We start from the raw sequence: 22,762 nt of genomic DNA, 5'->3' as shown, positions 1-22,762 counted from the left end.
ATGATCGCCATAGGGGCCCCGGCCAAACACATCCACCCAGCCGGGCACCCACCAGCAAAAGACCGGCACCCCCGCCAAAAAGACCGGTCCTGAAACAGAAGCTGGGTACTACTGCGGCCCAGCCTGCCCACCCGGCCCCAGCGCCTGGACCAACGCCACCAACTGCTGACGAAACGCCTCGTAGTCCACCAGCGCACCCAGCACCGCGGGGTCCTCACGCTCAGCCCGCACCGCCTCGGCGTGCACGGCGCGGCCCGACTCGGTGAGCGTCACCAGCATCCGCCGCCGGTCCGCGCCGTCGACCACCCGGTCGACGAACCCGGCCCGGAGCAGCCGGTCGACCGTGCGGCTCATGGTCTGGTCGGTGACCCGCGCACCGCGGGCCAGCGCCCGCTGCGACTGCGGACCGCCGACCAGCAGGTGCAGCGCGATCAGTCCCGCGTGGGTCAGCCCGCGCTCGGCCAGCGCCCGCTCCCAGGAGCCCTCGACCAGCCGGGCGGCCACCGACAACAGCCGACCGGTCGGCCAGGACGCGACCGCGTCATCGGCCACGTCGTCGATCGCGGCGTCGGTCGCGGCGTCGGTCGCGGCGTCGGTCGCGCCCGCCCCCTCCGGGATCAGGAGACAGCCACCGCGTCGACCACGAAGACCAGGGTCTCGTTGGGCTTTACGCCGTTGCCGCCCTGGCCGTAGCCCTTGTCCGGCGGGATGACCAGCAGCCTGCGGCCGCCCTCCTTCATGCCGATGACGCCCTCGTTCCAGCCGTCGATGACGCCGGCCTTGCCCACGTTCTGCAGCGGGTACGTCTCGCCGCGGTCCCAGGAGTTGTCCAGTTCGACCTTGTCCGACCAGGTGACCAGCACGTAGTGGGTCTGCATGGTCACCCCGGCGGTGACGTCCTTGCCGGTGCCGACGACGAGGTCCTTGCTCAGCAGTTCCTTCGGCGGCGAGCAGGTGTCCGGGACGGTGATCGTCGGCTTCGCCCCCGCCTGGCCGCCGATCGGGATCTGGTCGACTGTGCAGGCGGGCAGGTTGCTCGCCGTGGTGGTGGTCGTCGTCTTGCCGATCGTGACCCCACCGGCCGAACCGGGGGACGCCTGGTCCGACGAGCCGCAGGCGGTCAGACCGGTGGCCAGGGCCGCCGCGAGCACGATCTTGCCGAGGTTCCGCATGGTCGAGCAGTGTAGATACCGGCCGGTACGCGTCAACCGGGTGACCGGCGGTGAACTCTCACCCGAATTACGCATTTTCCCGTCAGCAAATTGCGCGTAGGGTGACCTTCCGCACCTTTTCCGTGACTTCCCCCCGCCCAACACCCTGCCCTCTCCCCGGGGCACCAGGAGGTGGCTTGCCGTGCCCGCGGACGCCGGACGGCTCCGCACCCACGCGATCCAGGAGATGTTCTGGACCCGAACCGGGTTGCTGCTGTCGGTCCTGCTCGTCGTGTCCGGTCTGTCCACGTGGGCAGCGGGCTCGATCGACGCCGGGACACCGAAGAACCTGCTCACCGCACTGGGGACCGGGACGTTCGTCTCGGCGGTGATCGGGTTCGGCCAGACGCTGATCACCGCCTCCGCCGCGCAGCGGGCGATGGTCACCCCGCTGGTCGAGGAGAGCCGCAAGGCCCTGCGCGAGCTGTCGGACGAGTACCGCTCGCTGAACGCGGAGTTCTTCCCCACGCACGTGTTCGAGGCGACCACCGACCCGGACCCGGCGTTCAACGCCCTGATGATGCGCGACCTCGGTGCCACCCGGCAGTTCCTCTTCCGCGGGTTCTCCGGCCGCTATGCCGCGGTGCGGCTGCTGCTGGCGCACGCCGAGTGGGAGGTGCGCGCGGTGGTCGCCGACCCGCGCGCCCGCGGCTCGGTCACCGGCCGGGCCCGGCACAAGCTGCGGCACAAGGGGGCCGACGCCGACTACGAGACCGAGTACGAGCGGGTGCAGGAGGCGCTGCACGAGGAGATCCGCATCGGGCTGGTCGGGCTGTTCCTCGCCCGCGGCCGGTGCACGTCCATCGAGGTCACCGCGGTGGCCGACCCGCCGCTGGACCGGCTGGAGATGTTCGACGACAGCGTGTGGGTGACGCTCTACAGCTCGGTGTCCGGCTCGCAGTCGCTCTACCCGCGGTCGCTGCGGTTCTCCGAGGGGTCGTTCCTCTACGGCATGCAGCGCGCCGAGTTCGCCCGGCTGCACGCCACCGACGGCGCGCGGTTCGTGATCACACCGGAGACCACCCGGGACGAGTTCCTGGCGCACTTCGCCGCGGTCACCGGGGAGCAGCCCACCGAGGAGCGGTTCCGGGAGCTGGCCGAGCGCTTCCACGCGTTCCGCCGCGACTTCGCCGCCAAAGCCGAGTTGGGAGGCTGACCCCGTGCCGGACCTGTCCGACCTCGCCGCGCGGATGCGCGCCGCGGACCTGGGCCACCAGCGGTGGGCGGCCGCGCACGAACAGGTGCTGTCCTGGGCCGACGGCCCCGGGCTGCGCTCGGTGCTGCGCAGCCACCTGCTGGGGATGGCCCCGGCCAACGCGGCGGCGCTGATCGCCCGCTCCCGGGAGACCACCACCCACTTCGCCTGGTGCCTGCGCGACCGCACGGCCGAGCCGTTCTCGTTCTGGCTGCACGAGTACAAGCCGCAGCAGGACTGGCGGGCGGGCTACGCCGACTCGGTGCACAACCACCGCTACCACTTCTGCACGGTCATCCTCTCCGGCGGCTACCGCCACGAGCGCTTCCGCGCGACGGTCGACGAGCACACCGGCCTGATCACCGGAGCGGAGCTGACCAGCCGCGCCGACTGCCTGCCGGGCGAGTCGGGGGTGCTGACCGCCGAGCAGTTCCACCGCATCCCGACCGCCCTGGACACGACGATGACGTTCCTGGTCAAGTCGCGCCCGGTCCGCGCCTGGAGCCTGTCCTACGACCCCGCCACCGGCATCGGCCACCGGCACACCCCAGTCGAGTCGCGCTTGGCCGAACTGACCAGCCTGCTCTGAGCGGCGGCTTACCATCACCCCACCCACGGCCTATGGGAGGGGTACTACCGATGTCCATCACACGCTCGACGATCGAACTGGTGGAGAAGCAGGTCAGGGACCTGTGCACGCACTACGCCCGCAACCTGCCGTTCCACGGCTGGCACCACGTCAGCTTCGTCCGGGACAAGGCGGTCGAGTTCGCCGACCTCAACGGCTCGGACACCCCGGTGGTGGAGACCGCGGCACTGGTCCACGACGTGAACTACCTGGTCCGCCGCAACTCCCCCGCCGCGGCGGGCAGCGGCCTGCGCCGCGACATCCTGGACTCCGCGGGCGTCACCCCCGACCTCGTCGACTGGATCGACGCACTGGTCGACGAGGCGGAGATGGCCAACCGCCACCGCGACATCTCGCTGGAGGCCCAGGCCCTGTCGGACGCGGACACGCTGTTCAAGGCCCTGCCGGTGACCCCGGTGGTGCTCGCGCACAAGTACCTCGCCGAGAACGGCATCGGCCTACGCGAACTGGCGAACAAGATCGTCGGCGAACAGCACGTCCCGCACGAAGAGGGCTTCTACTTCTACTCCCCCGAAGCCGCGACGGCGTACTCCCGCTGGGCCACGGCCAACCTGGAACTGTGGCACTGCATCAAGGAATCCCTCGACGACCCCACAGTGGAACGCCTCCTGACGGCAGTGGCGTCCTGACCGTCAGCGACGTGCCCACCCGGAGCCGCCGGTGGACGTGTCCCCAGGTCGCGGTGGACGGCGACGAGGTGGACGGGTCCGCGCAACCCTGACCACCATCGAGACGATCGCCGTCCACCCAGGCCACCAAGTGCTCGGACCCCGGATGCCATGCGCCTGGACGCGGGGTGGATCAGCCGTGTCCATCGCCGCACCCGGTTCATCACGGCCGTTCAGCCGTGGGTGGCGGCGGTCCCGCTCAGAAGGGCAGGCCCAGGACCGGCAGGGACAGGGCGGAGTCGACCGCGAGGGCCACGAAGACCAGGGTCAGGTACGAGTTGCTCAGGTGGAACAGCTTCATCGGGTTGTTCGGCTCGCCCTTGCGCACCGCGCTGTTCAACCGGTGCGCGAACACCAGGAACCACGCGCCCGCCAGCAGCGCGAACGCCGCGTAGACCCAGCCGGTGGCGGGGAGCAGGAGCAGGGTCCAGGCGACCATCACCCAGGAGTAGATGACGATCTGCTTGGCCACCTGCTGCGGGGTGGCCACGACCGGGAGCATGGGGACGCCCGCGGCGGCGTAGTCGTCGCGGAACTTCATCGCCAGGGCCCAGAAGTGCGGGGGGGTCCAGAAGAAGATGACGCCGAACATGACCAGGGCGGGCCAGGCGACTTCGCCGGTGACCGCCGACCAACCGATGACGACCGGCATGCAGCCCGCGGCGCCGCCCCAGACGATGTTCTGCGCGGTGCGGCGCTTGAGGATCATCGTGTAGACGAGGACGTAGAACAGGATGGCGCCGACGGCCATGGCCGCGGCGAGCAGGTTCGTCGTCGTCCACAGCCAGGCGAAGGAGAGCACGCCCAGGACCACGCCGAAGATGAGCGCGGAGCGGGTCGGGACCGCGTGCTGGGCCAGGGGGCGGGACTTGGTCCGCTTCATGACCGCGTCGATGTCGGCGTCGACGACGCAGTTGAGGGCGTTGGCGCTGCCCGCGGCCATCGAGCCGCCGATGAGGGTGGTCAGCACCAGCCACGGCGAGGGGATGCCGCGGGCGGCGAGCATCATCGCCGGGACGGTGGTGACCAGGAGCAGTTCGATGATGCGCGGCTTGGTCAGCGCGACGTACGCCTTCACCACCGAGAGGGTGGTGCGCGGTGCCTGTTCGGCGCGCGGGTCGACGGGCACGGGGGTCACCGACGACATCGCGCTCCTCAGGTGGTGGGTACCCGCCACGACCAGGTGTAACGCCGGTCACGGCGAGTGCGTCCGCACCGCGGCGACGACCGCGGCACCGGGCAAATGTTAACCGCGCGGTTATCGGGTACCCCTGCCGGGTGGTCCGGCGTGGCCCGCTTTCGGTCGGAGATCACATCCGATCCGCGGGCGGACTACGCTTACCCGTGGACCAGGGATGAACTGCGGGTCGAACCTTGTCACCCGCCTGCGGGATCGATCTAGAACCCGATGCGGAAGACTGGGCGCCACGACCCGCCGAGACTGTGGAAGTGGGAGCCGAAGTCCGTGTCCGTCAGCAGTGAAGTGCCCAACGACCTGTCCGAACTCACCCGCGCGTCGGTGCCGGACGACTGGTCGGATCTCGACAAGCGGGCCGTCGACACCATCCGCGTCCTCGCCGCCGACGCCGTGCAGAAGGTCGGCAACGGCCACCCCGGCACGGCGATGAGCCTCGCGCCGCTCGCCTACACCCTCTACCAGCGGGTCATGCGCCACGACCCGGCCGCGCCGCACTGGATCGGCCGCGACCGGTTCGTGCTGTCCTGCGGGCACTCCAGCCTCACCCAGTACCTGCAGCTCTTCACCTCCGGTTACGGCCTGGAGATCGAGGACATCAAGGCGCTGCGGACGTGGGGCTCGAAGACCCCGGGGCACCCGGAGTACAAGCACACCGACGGCGTGGAGATCACCACCGGGCCGCTGGGCCAGGGCCTGGCCTCCGCGGTCGGCATGGCGATGGCCGCGCGCCGCGAGCGCGGCCTGTTCGACCCTGAGGCCGCGCCGGGCGAGAGCGTGTTCGACCACTTCGTCTACGTCATCGCCTCCGACGGTGACATCGAGGAGGGCGTCACCTCCGAGGCGTCGTCCATCGCGGGCCGCCAGGAGCTGGGCAACCTTGTCGTGTTCTACGACGACAACAAGATCTCCATCGAGGACGACACCGCGATCGCCCTGTCGGAGGACGTGGCCGCCCGCTACGAGGCCTACGGCTGGCACGTGCAGGTGGTCGAGGGCGGCGAGAACGTCTCCGGCATCCTGGCCGCGGCCGAGGCGGCGAAGGCCGAGACCACCCGGCCGTCGTTCATCCTGCTGCGCACGGTGATCGGCTTCCCGGCGCCGAACCTGATGAACACCGGCAAGGCGCACGGCTCGGCCCTCGGCGACGACGAGGTGGCCGCGGTCAAGAAGATCCTCGGCTTCGACCCGGAGAAGACCTTCGAGGTCGACCCGGCCGTCCTGGCCCACACCCGTTCCGTCGGCGACCGGGGCAAGGCCGCCCGCACCGAGTGGGAGACCGCGTTCGACGCGTGGGCCGCGGCCAACCCGGAGCGCAAGGCCCTGCTGGACCGGGCGAGCGCCTACGAGCTGCCCGAGGGCTTCGCCGAGGCGCTGCCCACCTGGGAGCCCGACGCCAAGGGCGTGGCGACCCGCAAGGCCTCCGGCGAGGTGCTCAACGCGATCGGCGGCCTGCTGCCGGAGCTGTGGGGCGGCTCGGCCGACCTGGCCGAGAGCAACAACACCACGATCAAGGGCGCGGACTCGTTCGGCCCGACGTCGTCGGCGACCGCGCACTGGAACGCCAACCCCTACGGCCGGACGCTGCACTTCGGCATCCGCGAGCACGCCATGGGCTCGATCCTCAACGGCATCGTGCTGCACGGCCCGACCCGGCCCTACGGCGGCACGTTCCTGGTGTTCTCCGACTACATGCGCCCGGCGGTGCGGCTCGCCGCGCTGATGGGCCTGCCGGTCACCTACGTGTGGACGCACGACTCCATCGGCTTGGGCGAGGACGGCCCGACGCACCAGCCGATCGAGCACCTGGCCGCGCTGCGCGCCATCCCGAACCTGGTGGTGCTGCGCCCCGGCGACGCGAACGAGACCGCCGCGGCGTGGAAGGCGACGCTGGAGCAGCACCAGCAGCCAGTCGGTCTGGCGCTGACCCGGCAGAACCTGCCGGTGCTCGAGGGCACGAAGGAGAAGGCCGCCGAGGGCGTCGCCAAGGGCGGGTACGTGCTGGCCGACGCCAGTGACGGCAACCCGAAGGTGGTGCTGATCGGCACCGGTTCGGAGTTGCAGATCGCGGTCGAGGCGCGCGCGGTGCTGGAGGCCGACGGCATCCCGACCCGCGTGGTGTCGATGCCCGCCGTCGAGTGGTTCGACGCGCAGAACCTCGACTACCGGGACTCGGTGCTGCCGGGTTCGGTCAAGGCCAGGGTCGCGGTGGAGGCGGGCATCGCCCAGCCGTGGCACCGGTTCGTCGGCGACGCGGGCGAGGTCGTCTCCATCGACCACTTCGGCGCCTCCGCGGACTACCAGACCCTCTACCGCGAGTTCGGACTGACCACAGAGGCCGTCGTGGACGCGGCGCGCCGCTCGCTCGAAGCGACCGGAGGAACCCAGTGACCGACAACCTGAAGAAGCTGTCCGACGCCGGTGTCTCGATCTGGCTGGACGACCTGTCCCGCGAGCGCCTGGTCTCGGGCAACCTGGCCGAGCTGATCCGCGACAAGCACATCGTCGGGGTGACCACCAACCCGACGATCTTCGCGGCCGCGCTGGCCGACGGCGAGGCCTACGACGAGCAGGTGCGCGAGCTGGCGGCCCGCGGCGCGACGCTGGACCAGGCGGTGCGCGAGCTGACCACCACCGACGTGCGCAACGCCTGCGACCTGTTCCGCGACGTGCACGCCGCCACCGACGGCGTGGACGGGCGGGTGTCCATCGAGGTCAGCCCGACCATCTCGGCGGACTCCGAGGCCACCTCCGCCGAGGCGCAGGAGCTGTGGAAGACCGTCGACCGGCCGAACCTGCTGATCAAGATCCCGGCGACGGTCGAGGGCCTGTCCTCGATCACCGCGACCCTGGCCGAGGGCATCAGCGTCAACGTCACGCTGATCTTCTCCGTGGAGCGCTACCGCGCGGTCATGGACGCCTACCTCACGGGCTTGGAGCAGGCCAAGGCCAACGGCCACGACCTGGCCACGATCCACTCGGTGGCGTCGTTCTTCGTGTCCCGGGTGGACTCCGAGGTCGACAAGCGGCTCGACGCGATCGGCACCGACGAGGCCAAGGCGCTGCGCGGCAAGGCGGCCGTGGCCAACGCCCGGCTCGCCTACGCCGCGTTCGAGGAGGCGTTCTCCGGTGAGCGCTGGGAGGCGCTGGCCGCGCGGGGCGCGCGCAAGCAGCGCCCGCTGTGGGCATCGACCGGGGTGAAGAACCCGGACTACTCGCCCACGATGTACGTCGACGAGCTGGTCGTCGCCGACACGGTCAACACGATGCCGGAGAAGACCCTGCACGCGGTGGCCGAACACGGCAAGATCACCGGTGACGCGGTCACCGGCACGGCCGCCGAGGCCCAGGAGGTCTACGACCGGCTCAGCGCCGTGGGGATCGACGTGGACGACGTCTACAAGTCCCTCGAGGTCGAGGGCGTGGAGAAGTTCGAGAAGTCCTGGCAGGAACTGCTCGACTCCGTCAAGGGTCAGCTCGACAGCGCCAAGTAGGGCTGCCAAGCAGGGCTGCCGAGCAGGACAGCAGAAGAACAGCGGGCAAACACAGTGCCCGTCTGAACAAGAGGAATCAGGGAGAGGGCTGACGCCACACATGGCAGAGCACCCCGGAGATGTCGCAGTAACCCTGCTCGACCAGCGGCTCGCCGAGGAGGCGAAGCCGTTGGTGGCTGGGCTGGTCACCGACCAGGTGGCGTCCAAGCTCACCGCGCAGGACCCCACGCTGTGGGGTCAGGAGGCGGAGTCCGAGGCGGCCATCCGGCTGTCCTGGACGACGCTGCACGACTCCTCCCGTCCCCTGCTGGCCGAGATCGACGCCCTCCGCGCGGAACTGCGCGCGGAGGGCGTCGACCGGGTCGTGCTGGCGGGCATGGGCGGGTCGTCGCTGGCCCCCGAGGTCATCACGGGCACGGCGGGCGTACCGCTGGTCGTGCTCGACACCACCGACCCCGGTCAGGTGGCCGACGCGCTGGCCGGTGAGCTGTCGCGCACGGTCATCGTGGTGTCGTCGAAGTCGGGTTCCACAGTGGAGACCGACAGCCACCGCCGGATCTTCGAGAAGGCGTTCACCGACGAGGGCATCGACGCGGCGAGCCGGATCGTGGTCGTCACCGACCCCGGCTCCCCGCTGGAGGAGTCGTCGGTGGCGGCCGGGTACCGCCGGGTCTTCCAGGCCGACCCGCACGTGGGCGGCCGGTACTCGGCGCTGACCGCGTTCGGGCTGGTGCCCGCCGGGCTGGCGGGCGCGGATGTGGCCGGGCTGCTCGACGAGGCCGCCGCCGCGGCGCAGAAGCTGTCGGTGGACTCCCCCGACAACCCCGGCCTGGTGCTGGGCGCGGCGCTGGCCGCGGCGCACGCGCGCGGCGCGGAGAAGGTCGTGCTGGCCGACACCGGGTCCGCGGTGAAGGGCTTCGGCGACTGGGCCGAGCAACTGGTGGCCGAGTCCACCGGCAAGAACGGCACCGGCCTGCTGCCGGTCGTCGTCGACGGCCCGGACGCCGCGGGCTTCCACGACGCGGGCTCCGACGCCACCGCCGTGGCGATCGGCCCGGCCGCCGGTGCGGCGCGGATCGCCACCGAGGGCAGCCTCGGCGGCCTGGTGCTGCTGTGGGAGTACGCCACCGCGGTCGCGGGCAGGCTGCTGGGCATCAACCCGTTCGACCAGCCGGACGTGGAGGCGGCGAAGAAGGCCGCCCGCGCCCTGCTGGACTCCACCGGCGACGAGCAGGCCGACGAGCCCGCCCTCGTCGACGGCCCGATCGAGGTGCACGCCTCCGAGGGCCTGCTGCCGGAGGGCACGACCACCGTCGCCGCCGCCGTGCACGCGCTGCTGTCCGCCGCGCCCGAACACGGGTACGTGTCGGTGCAGGCCTACCTGGACCGGCTCGACGACGCCTCGGCGGTGCTGCTGCGCACCGAGGTCGCCCGCAAGTCCGGGTTGCAGACCACCTTCGGGTGGGGTCCGCGGTTCCTGCACTCCACCGGGCAGTACCACAAGGGCGGGCACCAGAACGGTGTCTTCCTGCAGGTCACCGGCGCGGTGGAGCAGGACCTGGAGGTCCCCGACCGCCCGTACACCCTCGGCGTGCTCCAGCAGGCGCAGGCCCTCGGCGACGGGCAGGTGCTCGTCGAGCACGGCAGGCCGGTGCTGCGGCTGCACTTCACCGACCGGGCCGCGGGCCTGGCGCACCTCGTCGCGGCACTGGCGGAGGTGCACGGGTGAGCCAGCGGACGTGGAACAACCCGCTGCGCGACGAGCGGGACAAGCGGCTGCCGCGGATCGCCGGGCCGTGCGGCCTGGTGATCTTCGGTGTGACCGGTGACCTGTCGCGCAAGAAGCTGATGCCCGCGATCTACGACCTGGCCAACCGCGGCCTGCTGCCGCCGGGCTTCTCGCTCGTCGGCTTCGCCCGCCGCGACTGGGCCGACCAGGACTTCGGCCAGGTCGTGTACGAGGCGGTCAAGAAGCACGCCCGCACCCCGTTCCGCGAGGCGGTCTGGGACCGCCTCGCCGAGGGCTTCCGGTTCGTGCAGGGCTCCTTCGACGACGACGCGGCGTTCGACAAGCTCGCCGCCACCGTGAAGGAACTCGACGAGCTGCGCGGCACCAGTGGCAACCACGCGTTCTACCTGTCGATCCCGCCGGGGGCGTTCCCGGTGGTGACCAAGCAGCTCGCCCGCTCCGGCCTGGCGAAGGCGAACAACCCGGAGGAGTGGCGCCGGGTCGTCATCGAGAAGCCGTTCGGCCACGACCTGGCCAGCGCCCACCAGCTCAACAAGGTGGTCAACGCGGTCTTCCCCGAGGAGTCGGTGTTCCGCATCGACCACTACCTCGGCAAGGAGACGGTGCAGAACCTGCTGGCGCTGCGCTTCGCCAACCAGCTCTTCGAGCCGATCTGGAACGCCAACTACGTCGACCACGTGCAGATCACCATGGCCGAGGACATCGGCCTGGGCGGGCGCGCGGGCTACTACGACGGCATCGGCGCGGCCCGCGACGTGATCCAGAACCACCTGCTGCAACTGCTGGCGCTCACCGCCATGGAGGAGCCGGTCTCCTTCCGGCCGGGCGCGCTGCGCACCGAGAAGATCAAGGTGCTGGAGGCGACCAAGCCGGTCGGGCCGTTCGGCGACACCACCGCGCGCGGGCAGTACGCGGGCGGCTGGCAGGGCGGGCAGAAGGTCCCGGGGCTGTTGCAGGAGGAGGGGTTCTCCAAGGACTCCACCACCGAGACCTACGCGGCCATCACCCTGGAGGTCAACACCCGGCGCTGGGCGGGGGTGCCGTTCTACCTGCGCACCGGCAAGCGCCTGGGCCGCCGGGTCACCGAGATCGCGGTGGTCTTCAAGCGCGCCCCGCACCTGCCCTTCGACGCCACCGCGACCGAGGAGCTGGGGCAGAACGCCCTGGTGGTGCGGGTGCAGCCGGACGAGGGCATGACCCTGCGGTTCGGCTCCAAGGTGCCGGGCAACTCGATGGAGGTGCGCGACGTGTCGATGGACTTCTCCTACGGGCACGCGTTCACCGAGGCCTCCCCGGAGGCCTACGAGCGGCTGATCCTCGACGTGCTGCTCGGCGAGCCCTCCCTGTTCCCGGTGAACAAGGAGGTCGAGCTGTCCTGGGAGATCCTGGAGCCGGTGCTCAAGCACTGGAAGTCGGCGGGCAAGCCGGACAGCTACCCCGCAGGCACGTGGGGACCGGACTCCGCGGACAAGATGTTGGCCCGCGACGGCAGGCACTGGAGGCGACCGTGATCGTAGACCTTCCCTCGACGACGACCGCCCAGATCAACTCCAAGCTCCTGCACGTGCGCGAGCTGGGCGGGGCGACAACGCTGGGCCGGGTGCTGACCCTGGTCATCGTCACCGACGACGGCGAGCGCACCGAGGACGCGATCGACGCGGCCAACGACGCCAGCCGCGAGCACCCGTGCCGGGTGATCGTGGTGGCCCGCGGCGCCAAGCGGGCCGCGGCCCGGTTGGACGCGCAGATCCGCGTCGGCGGCGACGCGGGTGCCTCGGAGGTCATCGTGCTGCGGCTCTACGGCGCGCTGGCCGACGAGGGCGCGAGCTGCGTGATCCCGATGCTGCTCCCGGACGCCCCGGTGGTGGCGTGGTGGCCGTTCGAGGCGCCCGCCAAGCCCGCCGAGGACCCGATCGGGCGGCTGGCGCAGCGGCGGATCACCGACTCGGCCACCGACAAGAACCCGATCAAGGCCCTGGAGGTGCGCCAGCGGTACTACTCCGACGGCGACACCGACCTGGCCTGGACCCGGCTGACCCTGTGGCGGGCGGTGCTGGCGGCGTCGATGGACCTGCCGCCGTTCGAGAAGGTCACCGCGGCCGCGGTGACCGGCGAGGGCGACTCGCCGTCGACCGACCTGCTCGCGGGCTGGTTGGCGCACACGCTGCGGGTGCCGGTGAAGCGGGTCAAGGCCACCGACGGCGAGGGCATCGTCTCGGTGGTGCTGGAGCGCAAGTCCGGCTCGATCGAGCTGACCCGCCCGGACGGCAAGGTCGGCACGCTGACCCAGCCGGGGCAGCCCGCCCGCCGGGTGGCGCTGCAGCGCCGCGAGGTGCGCGACTGCCTGGCCGAGGAACTGCGCAGGCTGGACCCGGACGAGATCTACGAGGACACCCTCAAGGGGCTGACCAAGATCGTCCGGGCCCGGGCGTCGGCGCGCACCCGACCGGCCCCGGAGCGGGCCGCGGAGGCGCCCGCCGCCGACCCGAAGCCGTCGGCGGCGCGGGCCCACCAGGTCTCGCAGTCCAAGGCGAAGACCGGCGACGCCGCCAAGGCGAAGGCGACCCCGCGACGCGCGACGACCACCCGCGCCAAGGCGAAGGCGTCGTCGTGACCGGCGGGAACGAGGTCGTCGTCTTCCCCGACGCCAAGGACCTCGCGGCCACGGTCGCGACCCGGCTGCTGTCCGCGGTGGCCGCCGCCCAGGCCGCGAAGGGCTCGGCGTCGCTGGTGCTGACCGGCGGTCGCACCGGGATCGCCGTCCTGGAGGCCGTCCGCACGGCGGCGTCCGCGGTGGACTGGTCCACTGTGGACATCTACTGGGGCGACGAGCGCTTCCTGCCCGCGGGCAACCCGGAGCGCAACGAGACCCAGGCCCGCGCGGCCCTGCTCGACCACGTCCCGGTCGACCAGACCAGGGTCCACCCGATGGCCCCCTCCGACGGCAGGTTCGGCGACGACCCGGACGCGGCCGCCGCCGCGTACGCGGAACTGCTGGGCGGGTCCCCGGAGTTCGACGTGCTGCTGGTCGGCGTCGGCGAGGAGGGGCACACGCTGTCGGTGTTCCCGGACTCCCCCGCCGTGCACTCCACGGACGTCGTGGTGGCGGTGCGCGACTGCCCGAAGCCGCCGCCGACGCGGGTCAGCCTGACCCTGTCGACCGCGCGGTCGGCTTCGCAGGTGTGGTTGATGACCACCGGGGCGGCGAAGGCCGAGGCCGTGGGGAAGGCTTTGGCGGGGGTTTCGGAGGTGGAGATTCCCGCTGCTGGCGCTCGGGGGCGGGATGCGACGGTCTGGTTCCTCGACGAGGAAGCTGCCGCTGAGGTGAAGCGGGACTGAGGCACGTGCGTGGAGCGGGGGTCGGGGGCCATCCCCGGCCCCCGCTCCGTGTTCCGGCTCCGACGCCGCTCGCCTCCGGTCGCCTCGCGGACCTGCTGTTCGTCACTGCCGACTCCACCCGGCACGCCGAGTGCGTGTGGCGGCAGGCCCAGGTGGGCGAGGGGCGGGCGACCACCGGACCCGCGGACCCGGAACGTCGCCCGCCGTACCGGTCAACTGGTGAGCCCACGGCGGAGACGGTGATCGACCGGCTACTCTCGAACCGGTGCAACGGTTGTCTGTGGCGGTCTCGGCCGCGGTCGTCATGCTGTTCGGGATCGCCCTCACCCTCGGCCTGTTCGGGAACAGCCCCTCCGGCGCCGGGGACAACGGCGACGGCATCCGCCTGTTCTGCGGCGCGGGGATGATCCCGGACACCCCCACCGGGCGGTCCAACTGGCTCGGCGGCGTGGCCATCGACTTCGTCCGCGGGCCCGCCTGCGGGGTACCGCAGCCGTCGTCGGCACTGGTGGCCCTGCGCCTCGCCGGGATGGGCGAAGACCCGTTCTCCCTCACCCGCCTGGGCTGGCTCTACGCGATAGCGGCGGCCGTGGTCACCGGGGTGGCGGCGTGGGCGCTGAGCAAGCGCGGTCCGGCGTGGGCACTGGTGCTGCTGCCCGCCGCCGTGCCGCTGTTCAACATCGACTTCGCCCGGTTCTTCGTGTCCATGTTCGCCGAACCCGCCGGGCTGGTGGGCGGTTACGCGGTGTTGTGCGGTCTGGCCGTCGCGCTCACCACCGACCCCGGGAACCGGGTGGAACGGGTGGTCGCGCTGGTGTTGATGGGCGCGGGCGGACTGGTGGCGGGAACGGCGAAACCGTCGTTCGCACCGGTGCTGGCCGCGGCGGTCGTGCTGTGCGCGGTGCTGCGGTTCGGGTCGCGCGGCTGGGCAGGCCGGGTCGTGGGGCCGCTCGCAGCCGTCGCCGTGGTGGCGGCGGCGTTCGGCCCGCTCACCGCCACCGTGGCCTGGCAGGACAGCTCCTACAAGGGTGTCAACACCTTCAACCTCGTCTACACCGTCGTGCTCGAGGAGATCCCCGGCGCCACCGCTGAACTGGGGCTCACCCCCGAGGCCCAGTCCTACGCCGGGAACGCGTACTTCCCCAACGGTCCCGCCGGTGTACCCGGCGCCGACGAGATCATCGCCAAGGGCAGCGAGTACCGCACCCGGGCGTGGGAGGTCCTCGCCGCTCACCCCGGCGCGGCGCTGACCGCGCTGTCGGTCGGCGTGGTGGCCACCGAGAGCCGCGATCTCGTCTACCTGCCGTCGCGGAAGTGGTTGCCGGGGATGGTGTGGACAGCGCCGGAGCCCGCCGTCGCGGGCAGCCAGGGCGCGGACCGGGAGAGCCTGCGCGCGTGGCTGTCGTCGGTGGCGCTGCCGTGGAAGCCGTGGGTGGTCGCGGTCCTCGGTCTGCTGGCGGGGGTGTTCGCGCTGTTGCGCCGCACGAACCGGGCGCTCACGGTCCTGTGCCGCACCGCGGGCGTCGCCGCCCTGATCGGTCTGGGTGTGGTCGCCCTCGCGATCCTCGGCGACGGGTACTTCGAGGTCGCCAAGCACGTCTGGCTCGCCGCCTACCTGTTCGACGTGACCCTCCTGGCGCTGATCGGCGCCGCGGTGGTCGCCGTCGTCACCGCGGTGCGCCGCCGCTCCGCGCCCGACCCGGCCGACGGGTCCGAGACGGTCGAGGCGTCGAGCGCGGAGCCGGTTCCCACGGGCGGCGGTGACGGCAGGCCCGCGAACGGGACTGCCTGACCGGGAGCGGGGTCAGGCGGCCACCGGTTCGAGCGGCGCCACCACCTCCGCGCGGCGGGACGCGCGGGCGGCCAACAGCAGCAGCACCAGGCCCAGCGCGCCGACGATCGCGGCGATCGGGGCCAGGGCGAGGATGCCCGCCGTGCCGATGACGAAGCCGCCGAACAGGCCGGACAGGCCGACGCCGAGGTAGACGGCGGAGGCGTTGACCGACAGCAGCAGTCCGCTGTCCGAAGGGGACAGTTCGATCAGCCAGTTCTGGATCGGCGGGTTCACCGACCAGGTCACCAGGCCCCACGCGAACAGCGCGATCCCCGCCCCCACGACGGTCGTGGCGGTGAGGGGCAGTGTCGCGAGCACGACGGTGAAGGCGGTGAACACGACCAGCAGCGGGCGCCTGCTGCCGAAGCGGTCGGTGAGCCTGCCGCTGAGGGTGTTGCCGACCGCACCGCCGAGGCCGTAGACGAGCAGCAGCACGCTGAGGGTGGTGCCGCTGACGCCCGCGGTGGCCGCGAGCAGCGGGGCGATGAAGGTGAACACGGCGAACGCCGCGAGGCAGCCCGCCACCGTCATGCCGAGCACGAGCTGCGCGCGCGGGTCGGCCGCGGCGGCCAGGCGGGCGCGGATCGGCACGTGCGGGGGCGCCGCCACCCGGGGCATGCCGATCCAGGTGGCCGCCGCCGCCAGCGCGGACACGCCCGCGACCAGGGCGAACACCCCGCGGTAGCCGATCGGGTCGCCGAGCAGGCTGCCCGCGGGCACACCGATGATCAGGGCGAAGGTGAGCCCGCCGAACACGGTGGCGACCGCGCGGCCGCGGTGGTCCGGCGGGGACAGGACGGTGGCGACGTTCGTGGCGACGGGTGTGAACACCGCCGCGCCGAGCGCGCTGACGACCCGGGCGACGAGCAGCAGCGCGTAGTTCGGGGCGAGCGCGGCGAGCAGGTTGCCCAGTGCGGTCAGGCCCAGGGCGGCGACCAGCAGGGTGCGCCGCTCCCAGCGGCCGGTGGCGGTGGCCAGCAGCGGGGACGCGATGGCGTAGGCGATGGCGAACACGGTCACCAGTTGGCCCGCGGTGGCGGTGGAGACGTCGAGTTCGCGGCTCACGGCGGGCAGCACGCCGGAGACGATGTACCCGCTGGAGCCGACGGTGAAGGCACCGACGGCGAGCAGGTGGATGCGGGCGGACATGGCACTCCCGGGGGACGGCTGGTCGATCCGAACTTGGTACGACGGGGATCGTAGTACGTCACTGGTCGAACTACGATGTATTTCGTATCATGGACGGGTGACCGAGGAGTTGCCGCACCCGGAGCGGGCCGACATCCGGATCGAGGCCGTGCTGCACGCGCTGGCCGACCCGATACGGTTGATGATCGTGCGCGAGCTGTCCACGCTGCCCGAGGGCACCCCGTGCGGCAGCATCGACCTGCCGATCAGCAAGTCGACCCGCACCCACCACATCCGCGCGCTGCGCGAGGCGGGTGTGGTCCGGGTCCGCCCCGAGGGCACCGCCCGCATCACCACCCTGCGCCGCGACGACCTCGACGCCCTCTACCCCGGCCTGCTCGACGGCATCCTCAACGCCCCGCACTGAACCCCGCGCTGTCAGGGCCCGCGCGGCCTCCGGTTCCACGGCGGGGAAGTCGCGCAGGGAGCGCAGTGGCGAGAAGAACAGCCACAGGCCCGCGAGGAAAACCGCCAGGCAGAGGTGCGGCAGCGTCAGCGCGCCCGCGAGCGCGGCCACCGGGATGGACCCGAGGACCACGGCGCTGACGGGGTCCGCCGTGATCAGGACCGGTTTGCGGCGCACGCGGTCGCACCACACGCCCGCCGGGAGACCGATGAGCAGGAAACCCAGCGCCTGCACGGGGCGGCAGTCAACCGGTGGACCGCCCGTGGTGCCGCTCCCCCGGCGGCACCACGGGCGGTGGATCAGCCCGCGATGACCTCGCGCAGCCGGGCGGCGAAGGCGGTCGGGTCCTCAGCGAAGCCCACGTGCCCGCCGGGGAAGTACGTCGGGGTCGTGGACAGGGCGGCGGCCAGCGCCACGGAGGTCCGCTCGCAGAGTTCACCGGTGGAGTCCTCGCCGAGACCGACGAGCAGGCGGACCGGGCTCGCCCGCAGGGCGTCGAGGTCGGGGAACCAGGCGGTGGTGGGGCGCAGCATGTGGTTGTTCTGGTAGTCGGCGTCCGCGACCTCCTGCGGGGTGCGGGAACCGCCGAACATCTCCAGGATGAACTCCTCCGGCAGGTCCAGGTTGGCCAGGGCCAGGAACTTGCGGCCCGCGGCGAGCGGGTCGCCCGCCCGGTGCGTGGCGATGATGTCCTCGGTCTTGGCGCGCAGGTCCTCGTGGTCGTCGAGGAGGCGGGTGAGCGGGGGCTCGTGCGCGATCACCACCCGGCACAGCCCCGGTTCGGCCTGGGCCAGCGCCAGCGCGCTGACCGCGCCGCCGCTGGAGCCCAGCACCACGGCGGGACCGGCGTCGGCGTGGCGGATGAGGCGGGCGAGGTCGTCGGCGCGCTGCTCGGGGGTGGAGTCCCGCTCGGGGTCGTCCAGGCGGCTGCGGTTGATGCCGCGCGGGTCGGTGGTGAGGACCGTGTGGTCGGGGGCGAGCAGGTCGGCGAGCCCGGCGAACGGGTGGGCGTCCATCGGGGCGCCGACCAGGACGACCAGCGGGCCGGAGCCTCGGCGCTCGAAGTACAGCTCGCCGTCGGGTACGCGCAGTGTCGAGCCGGTCACGGTGGTGGTGCCGTTCATGTGAGCCTCCTGGGAAACCTGCTGTGCACCGGGTGTGACCGGCCCGGTCGGGCAGAATCATCGGTCATGGGCGACCTGCTGCACTCCGACGACCTGGCGCGCGCCCGCGACGGCGACGACACCGCGTTCACCCGCCTCGTCGAACCGCTGCGCCGCGAGCTGCACGCGCACTGCTACCGGATGCTGGGCTCCACCCACGACGCCGAGGACGCCTTGCAGGACGCGCTGGTCCGGGCCTGGCGCGGGCTCCCCGGGTTCACCGGCCGGGGCACGCTGAGGTCCTGGTTGTACACCGTGGCGACGCGCACCTGCCTGGACACCGCGCGGTCGCGCGGTCGCCGCGCCCTGCCGGTGGACCTGGGGCCGTCGAGCACCCACGCCGTCCTCGGCGACACCCCGCTGACCGACGTCGCCTGGCTGGAGCCGTTCGCCGAGCAGCCGGGGGCGGCCTACGAGCAGCGCGAGACCGTGGAGCTGGCGTTCGTCGCCGCGGTGCAGCACCTGCCCGCCAACCAGCGGGCGGCGCTGCTGCTGTTCGAGGTGCTCGGCTTCTCCGCCGCCGAGATCGCCGAGGTCATGGACACCTCCACCGCCTCGGTGAACTCCGCGCTGCAACGGGCCCGCAGGGTCGTGGCCGAGCGGGTCCCGGTGCCCAGCCAGCAGCGGACCCTGCGGATGATCGGCGACGCGCGGCTGCGCGAGGTCGTCACCGGGTACGCCACCGCCCTGGAGCGCGGCGACGCCGAAGCCCTGGTGGCGCTGCTGACCGAGGACGTCACGTGGTCGATGCCGCCGCTGCCGCACTGGTACCGGGGGCTGGACGCGGTGGTGGACTTCGCCACGCGCGTCCCGCTGAGCACCTGCGGTTCCTGGCGGCACGTCCCGGTCACGGCCAACGGCCAGGCCGCGGTGGCCGCCTACCTGCGCGGCGACACCGCCGTGGAGCACACGGCCTGGGCGATCAACGTGCTGACCCTGCGCGGCGACCGGATCGCCGAGGTCACCTCGTTCATCGGCGCGGCCCACTTCGCCGCGTTCGGGCTGCCCACCGCACTGCCCTGACCCGCGGGGGTCACGGGGCGGGCACCCGGCCGGGGAAGGCCGTGCCGAGCAGGTCGAGCATGGTGGTGGCCTTGACCGCGGTCTCCTCGAACTCAGCGTCCGGGTCCGACAGGGCGGTGACCGCGCCGCCGACGCCGAAGGACACCTCCCCCGGGCGGACCACCAGCGTGCGGATCACCACGCTGAGGTCCACCGCGCCGGTGGTGGCGAAGTAGCCGATGGCGCCGGAGTAGACCCCCCGCGGGCCGCCTTCGAGCCGGTCGAGGATCTCCATCGTGCGCTCCTTGGGCGCCCCGGTCATCGAGCCACCCGGGAACGCCGCGCGCACGCAGTCCACCGGGGACCGGTCCGGGGCCAGCCGGGCGCGCACCGTGCTGACCAACTGGTGGACGGTCGCGTACGTCTCCACCTCGAACAGGCCGGGCACGCTCACCGACCCCGTCTCGGCGGTGACCCCCAGGTCGTTGCGCACCAGGTCCACGACCATCAGGTTCTCGGCCCGGTCCTTCTCCGAGGCGGCCAGCTCCGCGCGCAGGGCGGCGTCGGCCTCGGGGGTGGCCCCGCGCGGGCGGGTGCCCTTGATCGGGCGCGACTCCACCGCCCCGGCGGCGGTGATCGACAGGAACCGCTCCGGCGACGTGCTCAGCACCGACAGCGGCCCGAACCGCAGCAGCGCGCCGAACGGGGCCGGGCTGGCCCGGCGCAGGTGCCGGTAGGCGGTCCACACGTCGGTGTCGGCGGCGGCGGTGAGCTGGTTGGTCAGGCACACCTCGTAGCTCTCGCCGCGGTCGATCGCGGCGTGGCACTCGGCGATGCGGGCCAGGTAGGCGGCCCGGTCGTGCCGGGCGGTCAGCGGCCCGGTCGGGACCAGCCCGGTGCCCCCCGGCCCGGCCGCGCGGGGGCGGCGGGCCAGGGCGGTGAGGCGGGCGGCGGTGTCGGTCTGCCACCGCTCGTCCCCGGCGAAGGCCAGCAGGTGCAGCTCGCCGGTGCCGTGGTCGACGGCCACGGCCCGGTCGGCGAAGACGAGCTGGGCGTCCGGGTCGCGGGCGGGGTGGGCGCGGGCGCCGCCGCACTCGGCCTTCAGCTCGTAGCCGAGGTGGCCGACCCAGCCGAGGGCGAAGCCGAACGGCAGGTCCGGGGCGTGCGCGCGGTGCGCGGCCAGGTCGCGGTCGAGCCAGTCGAAGAAGGGGCCCGCCACCACCTCGACCCGGCCGTCCGCGCCGGTGACGCGGACCAGGCCGGTGCCGACGTCGGCCGCGGCGGTCCTGGCCAGGGGGCCGCTCGCGTCGCCGAGGAAGGAGAAGCCGCCGCCCGCCGCGCTGTCGAGCCAGAACGCGTGCGGGGAGTCGCGGTACAGCTCGGCGAAGACCTCCTCGGCGGTGACCGGCAGCGTCAGCCGCTCGACCACCACCCGCAGCGGTGCGGGCGCGGGCGGCGGCTGCGGGCGCGTCACCGCGACGGCGGTCTCCCTCGGGTGCTCCTCGCGCCAGGCCAGGGACAGGCGGTGGAAGTTGGCCAGCAGCTCGGGCCCGTGCTCGGTGCAGATCGACTCCGGGTGGAACTGCACGCCCCAGGCGGGGCGGTGCCGGTGCCGCACGCCCATCAGCACCCCGTCGTCGCTCCAGGCGGTGGCCTCCAGGTCGGCGGGCACGTCGTGGACGGACAGCGAGTGGTAGCGCACCACCTCGGTCGGCGACGGGATGCCCGCGAACAGGTCGCGGCCGTCGTGGCGCACGGCGGAGAGCCTGCCGTGGCGGACCTCCGGCGCCGGTCCCACCCGGGCCCCCGCGAGCAGGCACAGGCCCTGGTGGCCCAGGCACACGCCGAGCAGCGGCTGCCGGGCCAGCTCCAGCACCGCCCGGCTCAGGCCCAGGTCGCGCGGGGTGCCGGGGTGCCCGGGGCCGGGACCGACGACGACGTTGTCGAAGTCGGCGAGCCGGGCCGGGTCCCACGGCTCGTCGTGGCGCAGGACCGTCGGCCGCACCCCGTCGAGGACGGCCAGCGCCTGCACCAGGTTGTGCGTGAACGAGTCGTGGTTGTCGACGACCAGGGTGCGCACCGAGCCCCTCCCGCTGAACGGCAACTGTGGATTTGCTGACGCACAGTTGTTTGTAACCCGACGTCCCCCGGCCTGCCTTCTCTGTCTTGATGGGTGACGACCGTGCAGCACGTCGCGCCGCAGGGAGGGCGAGCCATGCCACAGCGACAGAGCGGACCTGCCCGGGGCGGCCGTGATGCTACCGCCCCCGAACCGGTGCCCGAGCAGCGCGCGGGCGCCCACGACCGGTCTGAGCTGCGCGGACAGCACACCGACACCGGGACGGGCACCGAGAGCACAGTGGACCGGAACACCCCCGGGACCACCGCCGAACGAGGAGGTGCGGCCCTGGTCGCGCACGCGGTCACCCCGGACGCCTTCGGCCCCGCCGAACAGCGCGGCGAGCCCGGTTCCGCCGACCTGCTGCCCAGGGTGGCGCTGCGCTGGCCGCGCTGGCCCGCCGCGCTGCGGGTCAACCGCGTGCTGCGCGGCCTGCTCGGCGACCTGCTGGCGATGGTCGTCGCGGCGCTGGACGTGTGGCTGGTGATCCCGCCGGACGCGCCGCCGTGGTCGATCTGGCTGTCCTGGCTGGCGGTGCCCGCGATGCTGCTGCGCAGGCACGTGCCGTTCGTGGCGCTGCTCGTCGCCATCCCCGGCTTCTTCTACGGCTGGGCCCAGCTCGCGGCCATGATCGCGCTGGGCTCGCTGGCCAGGCTGGACAAGGCCCGCTGGCGCACCTGGGTCGGCGCGGCGCTGGTCTGGGTGTCGCGGTTCGTGGTGTGGCCGTGGGCGGACTTCGTCGCCACGACCTGGCGCGAGCACATCCTCGACGCCATCTACGGGGTGATCGTGGCCGGGATGCCGCTGGCGATCGGGTTGCTGCTGACCATGCGCTCGGAGCTGTTCGCCCGCATCCGGCAGCTCGACCGCAGCCGGGAGCGGGAGAAGCGGCTGTACGCGGCGACGGTGCGCTCGGCGGAGCGGGCGAAGCTGGCCAGGGAGATGCACGACGTGGTGTCGCACCAGGTCACGCTGATCGCCATGCAGGCGGGCGCGCTGCAGGTCGGGGCCAGGGACGACGAGGCCCGCGAGGGCGCCGAGACCATCCGCGTGCTGAGCACCCGCACCCTGGAGGAGCTGCGCGAGCTGGTCGGCGTGCTGCGCTCCGGCGGGGACGAGGTGGACGCCCAGCCGGGCCTGGAGGAGGTCGGCGACCTGGTCGACAACGACGACGTCAAGATCAACGTCGCCATCGACGCCTCACCGGAGCAACTGCCCGGGCCGGTCTCGCGGGCGGCGTACCGGACGGTGCAGGAGGCGCTGACCAACGTCCGCAAGCACGCGTCGGGCTCGCGCGCCTCGGTCCGGGTGCGCACCTCGGGCGAGGCGCTGCTGGTCGAGGTGCACAACGACCGCCCCCGGCGCCGCCGCGGCCCGGGGCTGCCCTCGGGCGGGCACGGCCTGCTGGGGCTGCGCGAGCGGGCCACCCTGCTCGGCGGCACCTTCGACGCGGGCCCCACCGCCGAGGGCGGTTTCCGCGTCCGCGCCACCTACCCCCTGGTCGGCTGAGCGGGGCCGGAACGCACGAGACCCCGCTCCCGGGGTTCCG

At 72.7% G+C, this 22,762-nt stretch carries 19 protein-coding genes; 13 read left to right on the top strand and 6 right to left on the bottom strand.

Going from position 1 to position 22,762, the window contains the following annotated elements; translation table 11 throughout:
- Positions 1–108 precede the first annotated feature (108 nt).
- Together UO65_RS26650 and UO65_RS26645 are read right to left on the bottom strand one after the other, a co-directional pair.
- A complete protein-coding gene (locus tag UO65_RS26650; protein WP_035287714.1) occupies positions 109–552 on the bottom strand; it encodes a MarR family winged helix-turn-helix transcriptional regulator in 444 nt (147 codons plus the stop codon).
- Between the two features lie 65 nt (positions 553–617).
- Positions 618–1,172: an FKBP-type peptidyl-prolyl cis-trans isomerase gene (locus UO65_RS26645; RefSeq protein WP_035287711.1), complete on the bottom strand. Its 555-nt coding sequence runs from the start codon at positions 1,170–1,172 to the stop codon at positions 618–620.
- Positions 1,173–1,398: 226 nt separating this feature from the next.
- Between UO65_RS26645 and UO65_RS26640 the strand changes: the two genes are divergently transcribed.
- The 3 genes from UO65_RS26640 to UO65_RS26630 are packed head-to-tail and all read left to right on the top strand — an operon-like array spanning position 1,399 to position 3,684.
- Entirely contained in the window at positions 1,399–2,367 is a 969-nt protein-coding gene (locus UO65_RS26640) for a hypothetical protein (RefSeq protein ID WP_052021817.1), read from the top strand.
- A 34-nt stretch (positions 2,368–2,401) separates the two neighbouring features.
- Entirely contained in the window at positions 2,402–2,995 is a 594-nt protein-coding gene (locus tag UO65_RS26635) for a hypothetical protein (protein ID WP_052021816.1), read from the top strand.
- Positions 2,996–3,045: 50 nt separating this feature from the next.
- Entirely contained in the window at positions 3,046–3,684 is a 639-nt protein-coding gene (locus UO65_RS26630) for an HD domain-containing protein (RefSeq protein WP_035287706.1), read from the top strand.
- 238 nt (positions 3,685–3,922) lie between these two features.
- Here the strand turns inward: UO65_RS26630 and UO65_RS26625 are convergent, their stop codons facing one another.
- Entirely contained in the window at positions 3,923–4,870 is a 948-nt protein-coding gene (locus UO65_RS26625) for a heme o synthase (protein WP_035287704.1), read from the bottom strand.
- Between the two features lie 318 nt (positions 4,871–5,188).
- Between UO65_RS26625 and tkt the strand changes: the two genes are divergently transcribed.
- The 7 genes from tkt to wsfD all read left to right on the top strand — a co-directional run bounded on the left by tkt (position 5,189) and on the right by wsfD (position 15,293).
- Positions 5,189–7,309 carry a transketolase gene (gene tkt, locus UO65_RS26620; protein ID WP_052021811.1) on the top strand — a complete coding sequence of 707 codons (2,121 nt, stop codon included), beginning with the start codon at positions 5,189–5,191 and terminating at the stop codon, positions 7,307–7,309.
- Positions 7,306–8,412 carry a transaldolase gene (tal, locus tag UO65_RS26615; RefSeq protein WP_035287696.1) on the top strand — a complete coding sequence of 369 codons (1,107 nt, stop codon included), beginning with the start codon at positions 7,306–7,308 and terminating at the stop codon, positions 8,410–8,412. The genes tkt and tal overlap by 4 nt, the downstream gene beginning before the upstream one ends.
- 100 nt (positions 8,413–8,512) lie before the next feature.
- Complete coding sequence (locus UO65_RS26610; protein ID WP_035287693.1) at positions 8,513–10,141, top strand: glucose-6-phosphate isomerase; 1,629 nt, start codon at positions 8,513–8,515, stop codon at positions 10,139–10,141.
- Positions 10,138–11,673 carry a glucose-6-phosphate dehydrogenase gene (gene zwf, locus UO65_RS26605; protein ID WP_035287691.1) on the top strand — a complete coding sequence of 512 codons (1,536 nt, stop codon included), beginning with the start codon at positions 10,138–10,140 and terminating at the stop codon, positions 11,671–11,673. The genes UO65_RS26610 and zwf overlap by 4 nt, the downstream gene beginning before the upstream one ends.
- Entirely contained in the window at positions 11,670–12,776 is a 1,107-nt protein-coding gene (gene opcA, locus UO65_RS26600; RefSeq protein ID WP_035287690.1) for a glucose-6-phosphate dehydrogenase assembly protein OpcA, read from the top strand. Before zwf ends, opcA begins: the two co-directional genes overlap by 4 nt.
- Positions 12,773–13,501: a 6-phosphogluconolactonase gene (gene pgl, locus UO65_RS26595; RefSeq protein ID WP_035287687.1), complete on the top strand. Its 729-nt coding sequence runs from the start codon at positions 12,773–12,775 to the stop codon at positions 13,499–13,501. The genes opcA and pgl overlap by 4 nt, the downstream gene beginning before the upstream one ends.
- Positions 13,502–13,766: 265 nt before the next feature.
- Positions 13,767–15,293 (top strand): glycan biosynthesis hexose transferase WsfD, encoded by a 1,527-nt coding sequence (wsfD, locus tag UO65_RS26590; protein ID WP_152552289.1) that lies wholly within the window; start codon positions 13,767–13,769, stop codon positions 15,291–15,293.
- Between the two features lie 12 nt (positions 15,294–15,305).
- On the opposite strand, the gene UO65_RS26585 is transcribed toward wsfD, so the two are convergent.
- Positions 15,306–16,484, bottom strand: a complete 1,179-nt coding sequence (locus tag UO65_RS26585; RefSeq protein WP_035287683.1) for an MFS transporter — start codon at positions 16,482–16,484, stop codon at positions 15,306–15,308.
- Between the two features lie 97 nt (positions 16,485–16,581).
- Here UO65_RS26585 and UO65_RS26580 point away from each other — a divergent pair, with 97 nt between their 5' ends.
- Positions 16,582–16,890: an ArsR/SmtB family transcription factor gene (locus UO65_RS26580; RefSeq protein ID WP_233427851.1), complete on the top strand. Its 309-nt coding sequence runs from the start codon at positions 16,582–16,584 to the stop codon at positions 16,888–16,890.
- Positions 16,891–17,228: 338 nt separating this feature from the next.
- Here UO65_RS26580 and UO65_RS26575 read toward each other — a convergent pair whose 3' ends face one another.
- Positions 17,229–18,053: an alpha/beta fold hydrolase gene (locus tag UO65_RS26575; RefSeq protein WP_035287682.1), complete on the bottom strand. Its 825-nt coding sequence runs from the start codon at positions 18,051–18,053 to the stop codon at positions 17,229–17,231.
- Positions 18,054–18,119: 66 nt separating this feature from the next.
- Between UO65_RS26575 and UO65_RS26570 the strand changes: the two genes are divergently transcribed.
- Positions 18,120–19,115 (top strand): sigma-70 family RNA polymerase sigma factor, encoded by a 996-nt coding sequence (locus UO65_RS26570; protein WP_035287681.1) that lies wholly within the window; start codon positions 18,120–18,122, stop codon positions 19,113–19,115.
- Between the two features lie 10 nt (positions 19,116–19,125).
- Here UO65_RS26570 and pabB read toward each other — a convergent pair whose 3' ends face one another.
- Positions 19,126–21,174: an aminodeoxychorismate synthase component I gene (pabB, locus tag UO65_RS26565; RefSeq protein ID WP_035287680.1), complete on the bottom strand. Its 2,049-nt coding sequence runs from the start codon at positions 21,172–21,174 to the stop codon at positions 19,126–19,128.
- A gap of 135 nt (positions 21,175–21,309) precedes the next feature.
- Here pabB and UO65_RS26560 point away from each other — a divergent pair, with 135 nt between their 5' ends.
- Positions 21,310–22,722 carry a sensor histidine kinase gene (locus tag UO65_RS26560; RefSeq protein ID WP_233427850.1) on the top strand — a complete coding sequence of 471 codons (1,413 nt, stop codon included), beginning with the start codon at positions 21,310–21,312 and terminating at the stop codon, positions 22,720–22,722.
- The last annotated feature ends 40 nt before the right edge of the window (positions 22,723–22,762 follow it).

It is taken from the genome of Actinokineospora spheciospongiae, assembly GCF_000564855.1.
Taxonomy (GTDB): domain Bacteria; phylum Actinomycetota; class Actinomycetes; order Mycobacteriales; family Pseudonocardiaceae; genus Actinokineospora; species Actinokineospora spheciospongiae.
This window is presented reverse-complemented; position numbering and strand designations above follow the sequence as displayed.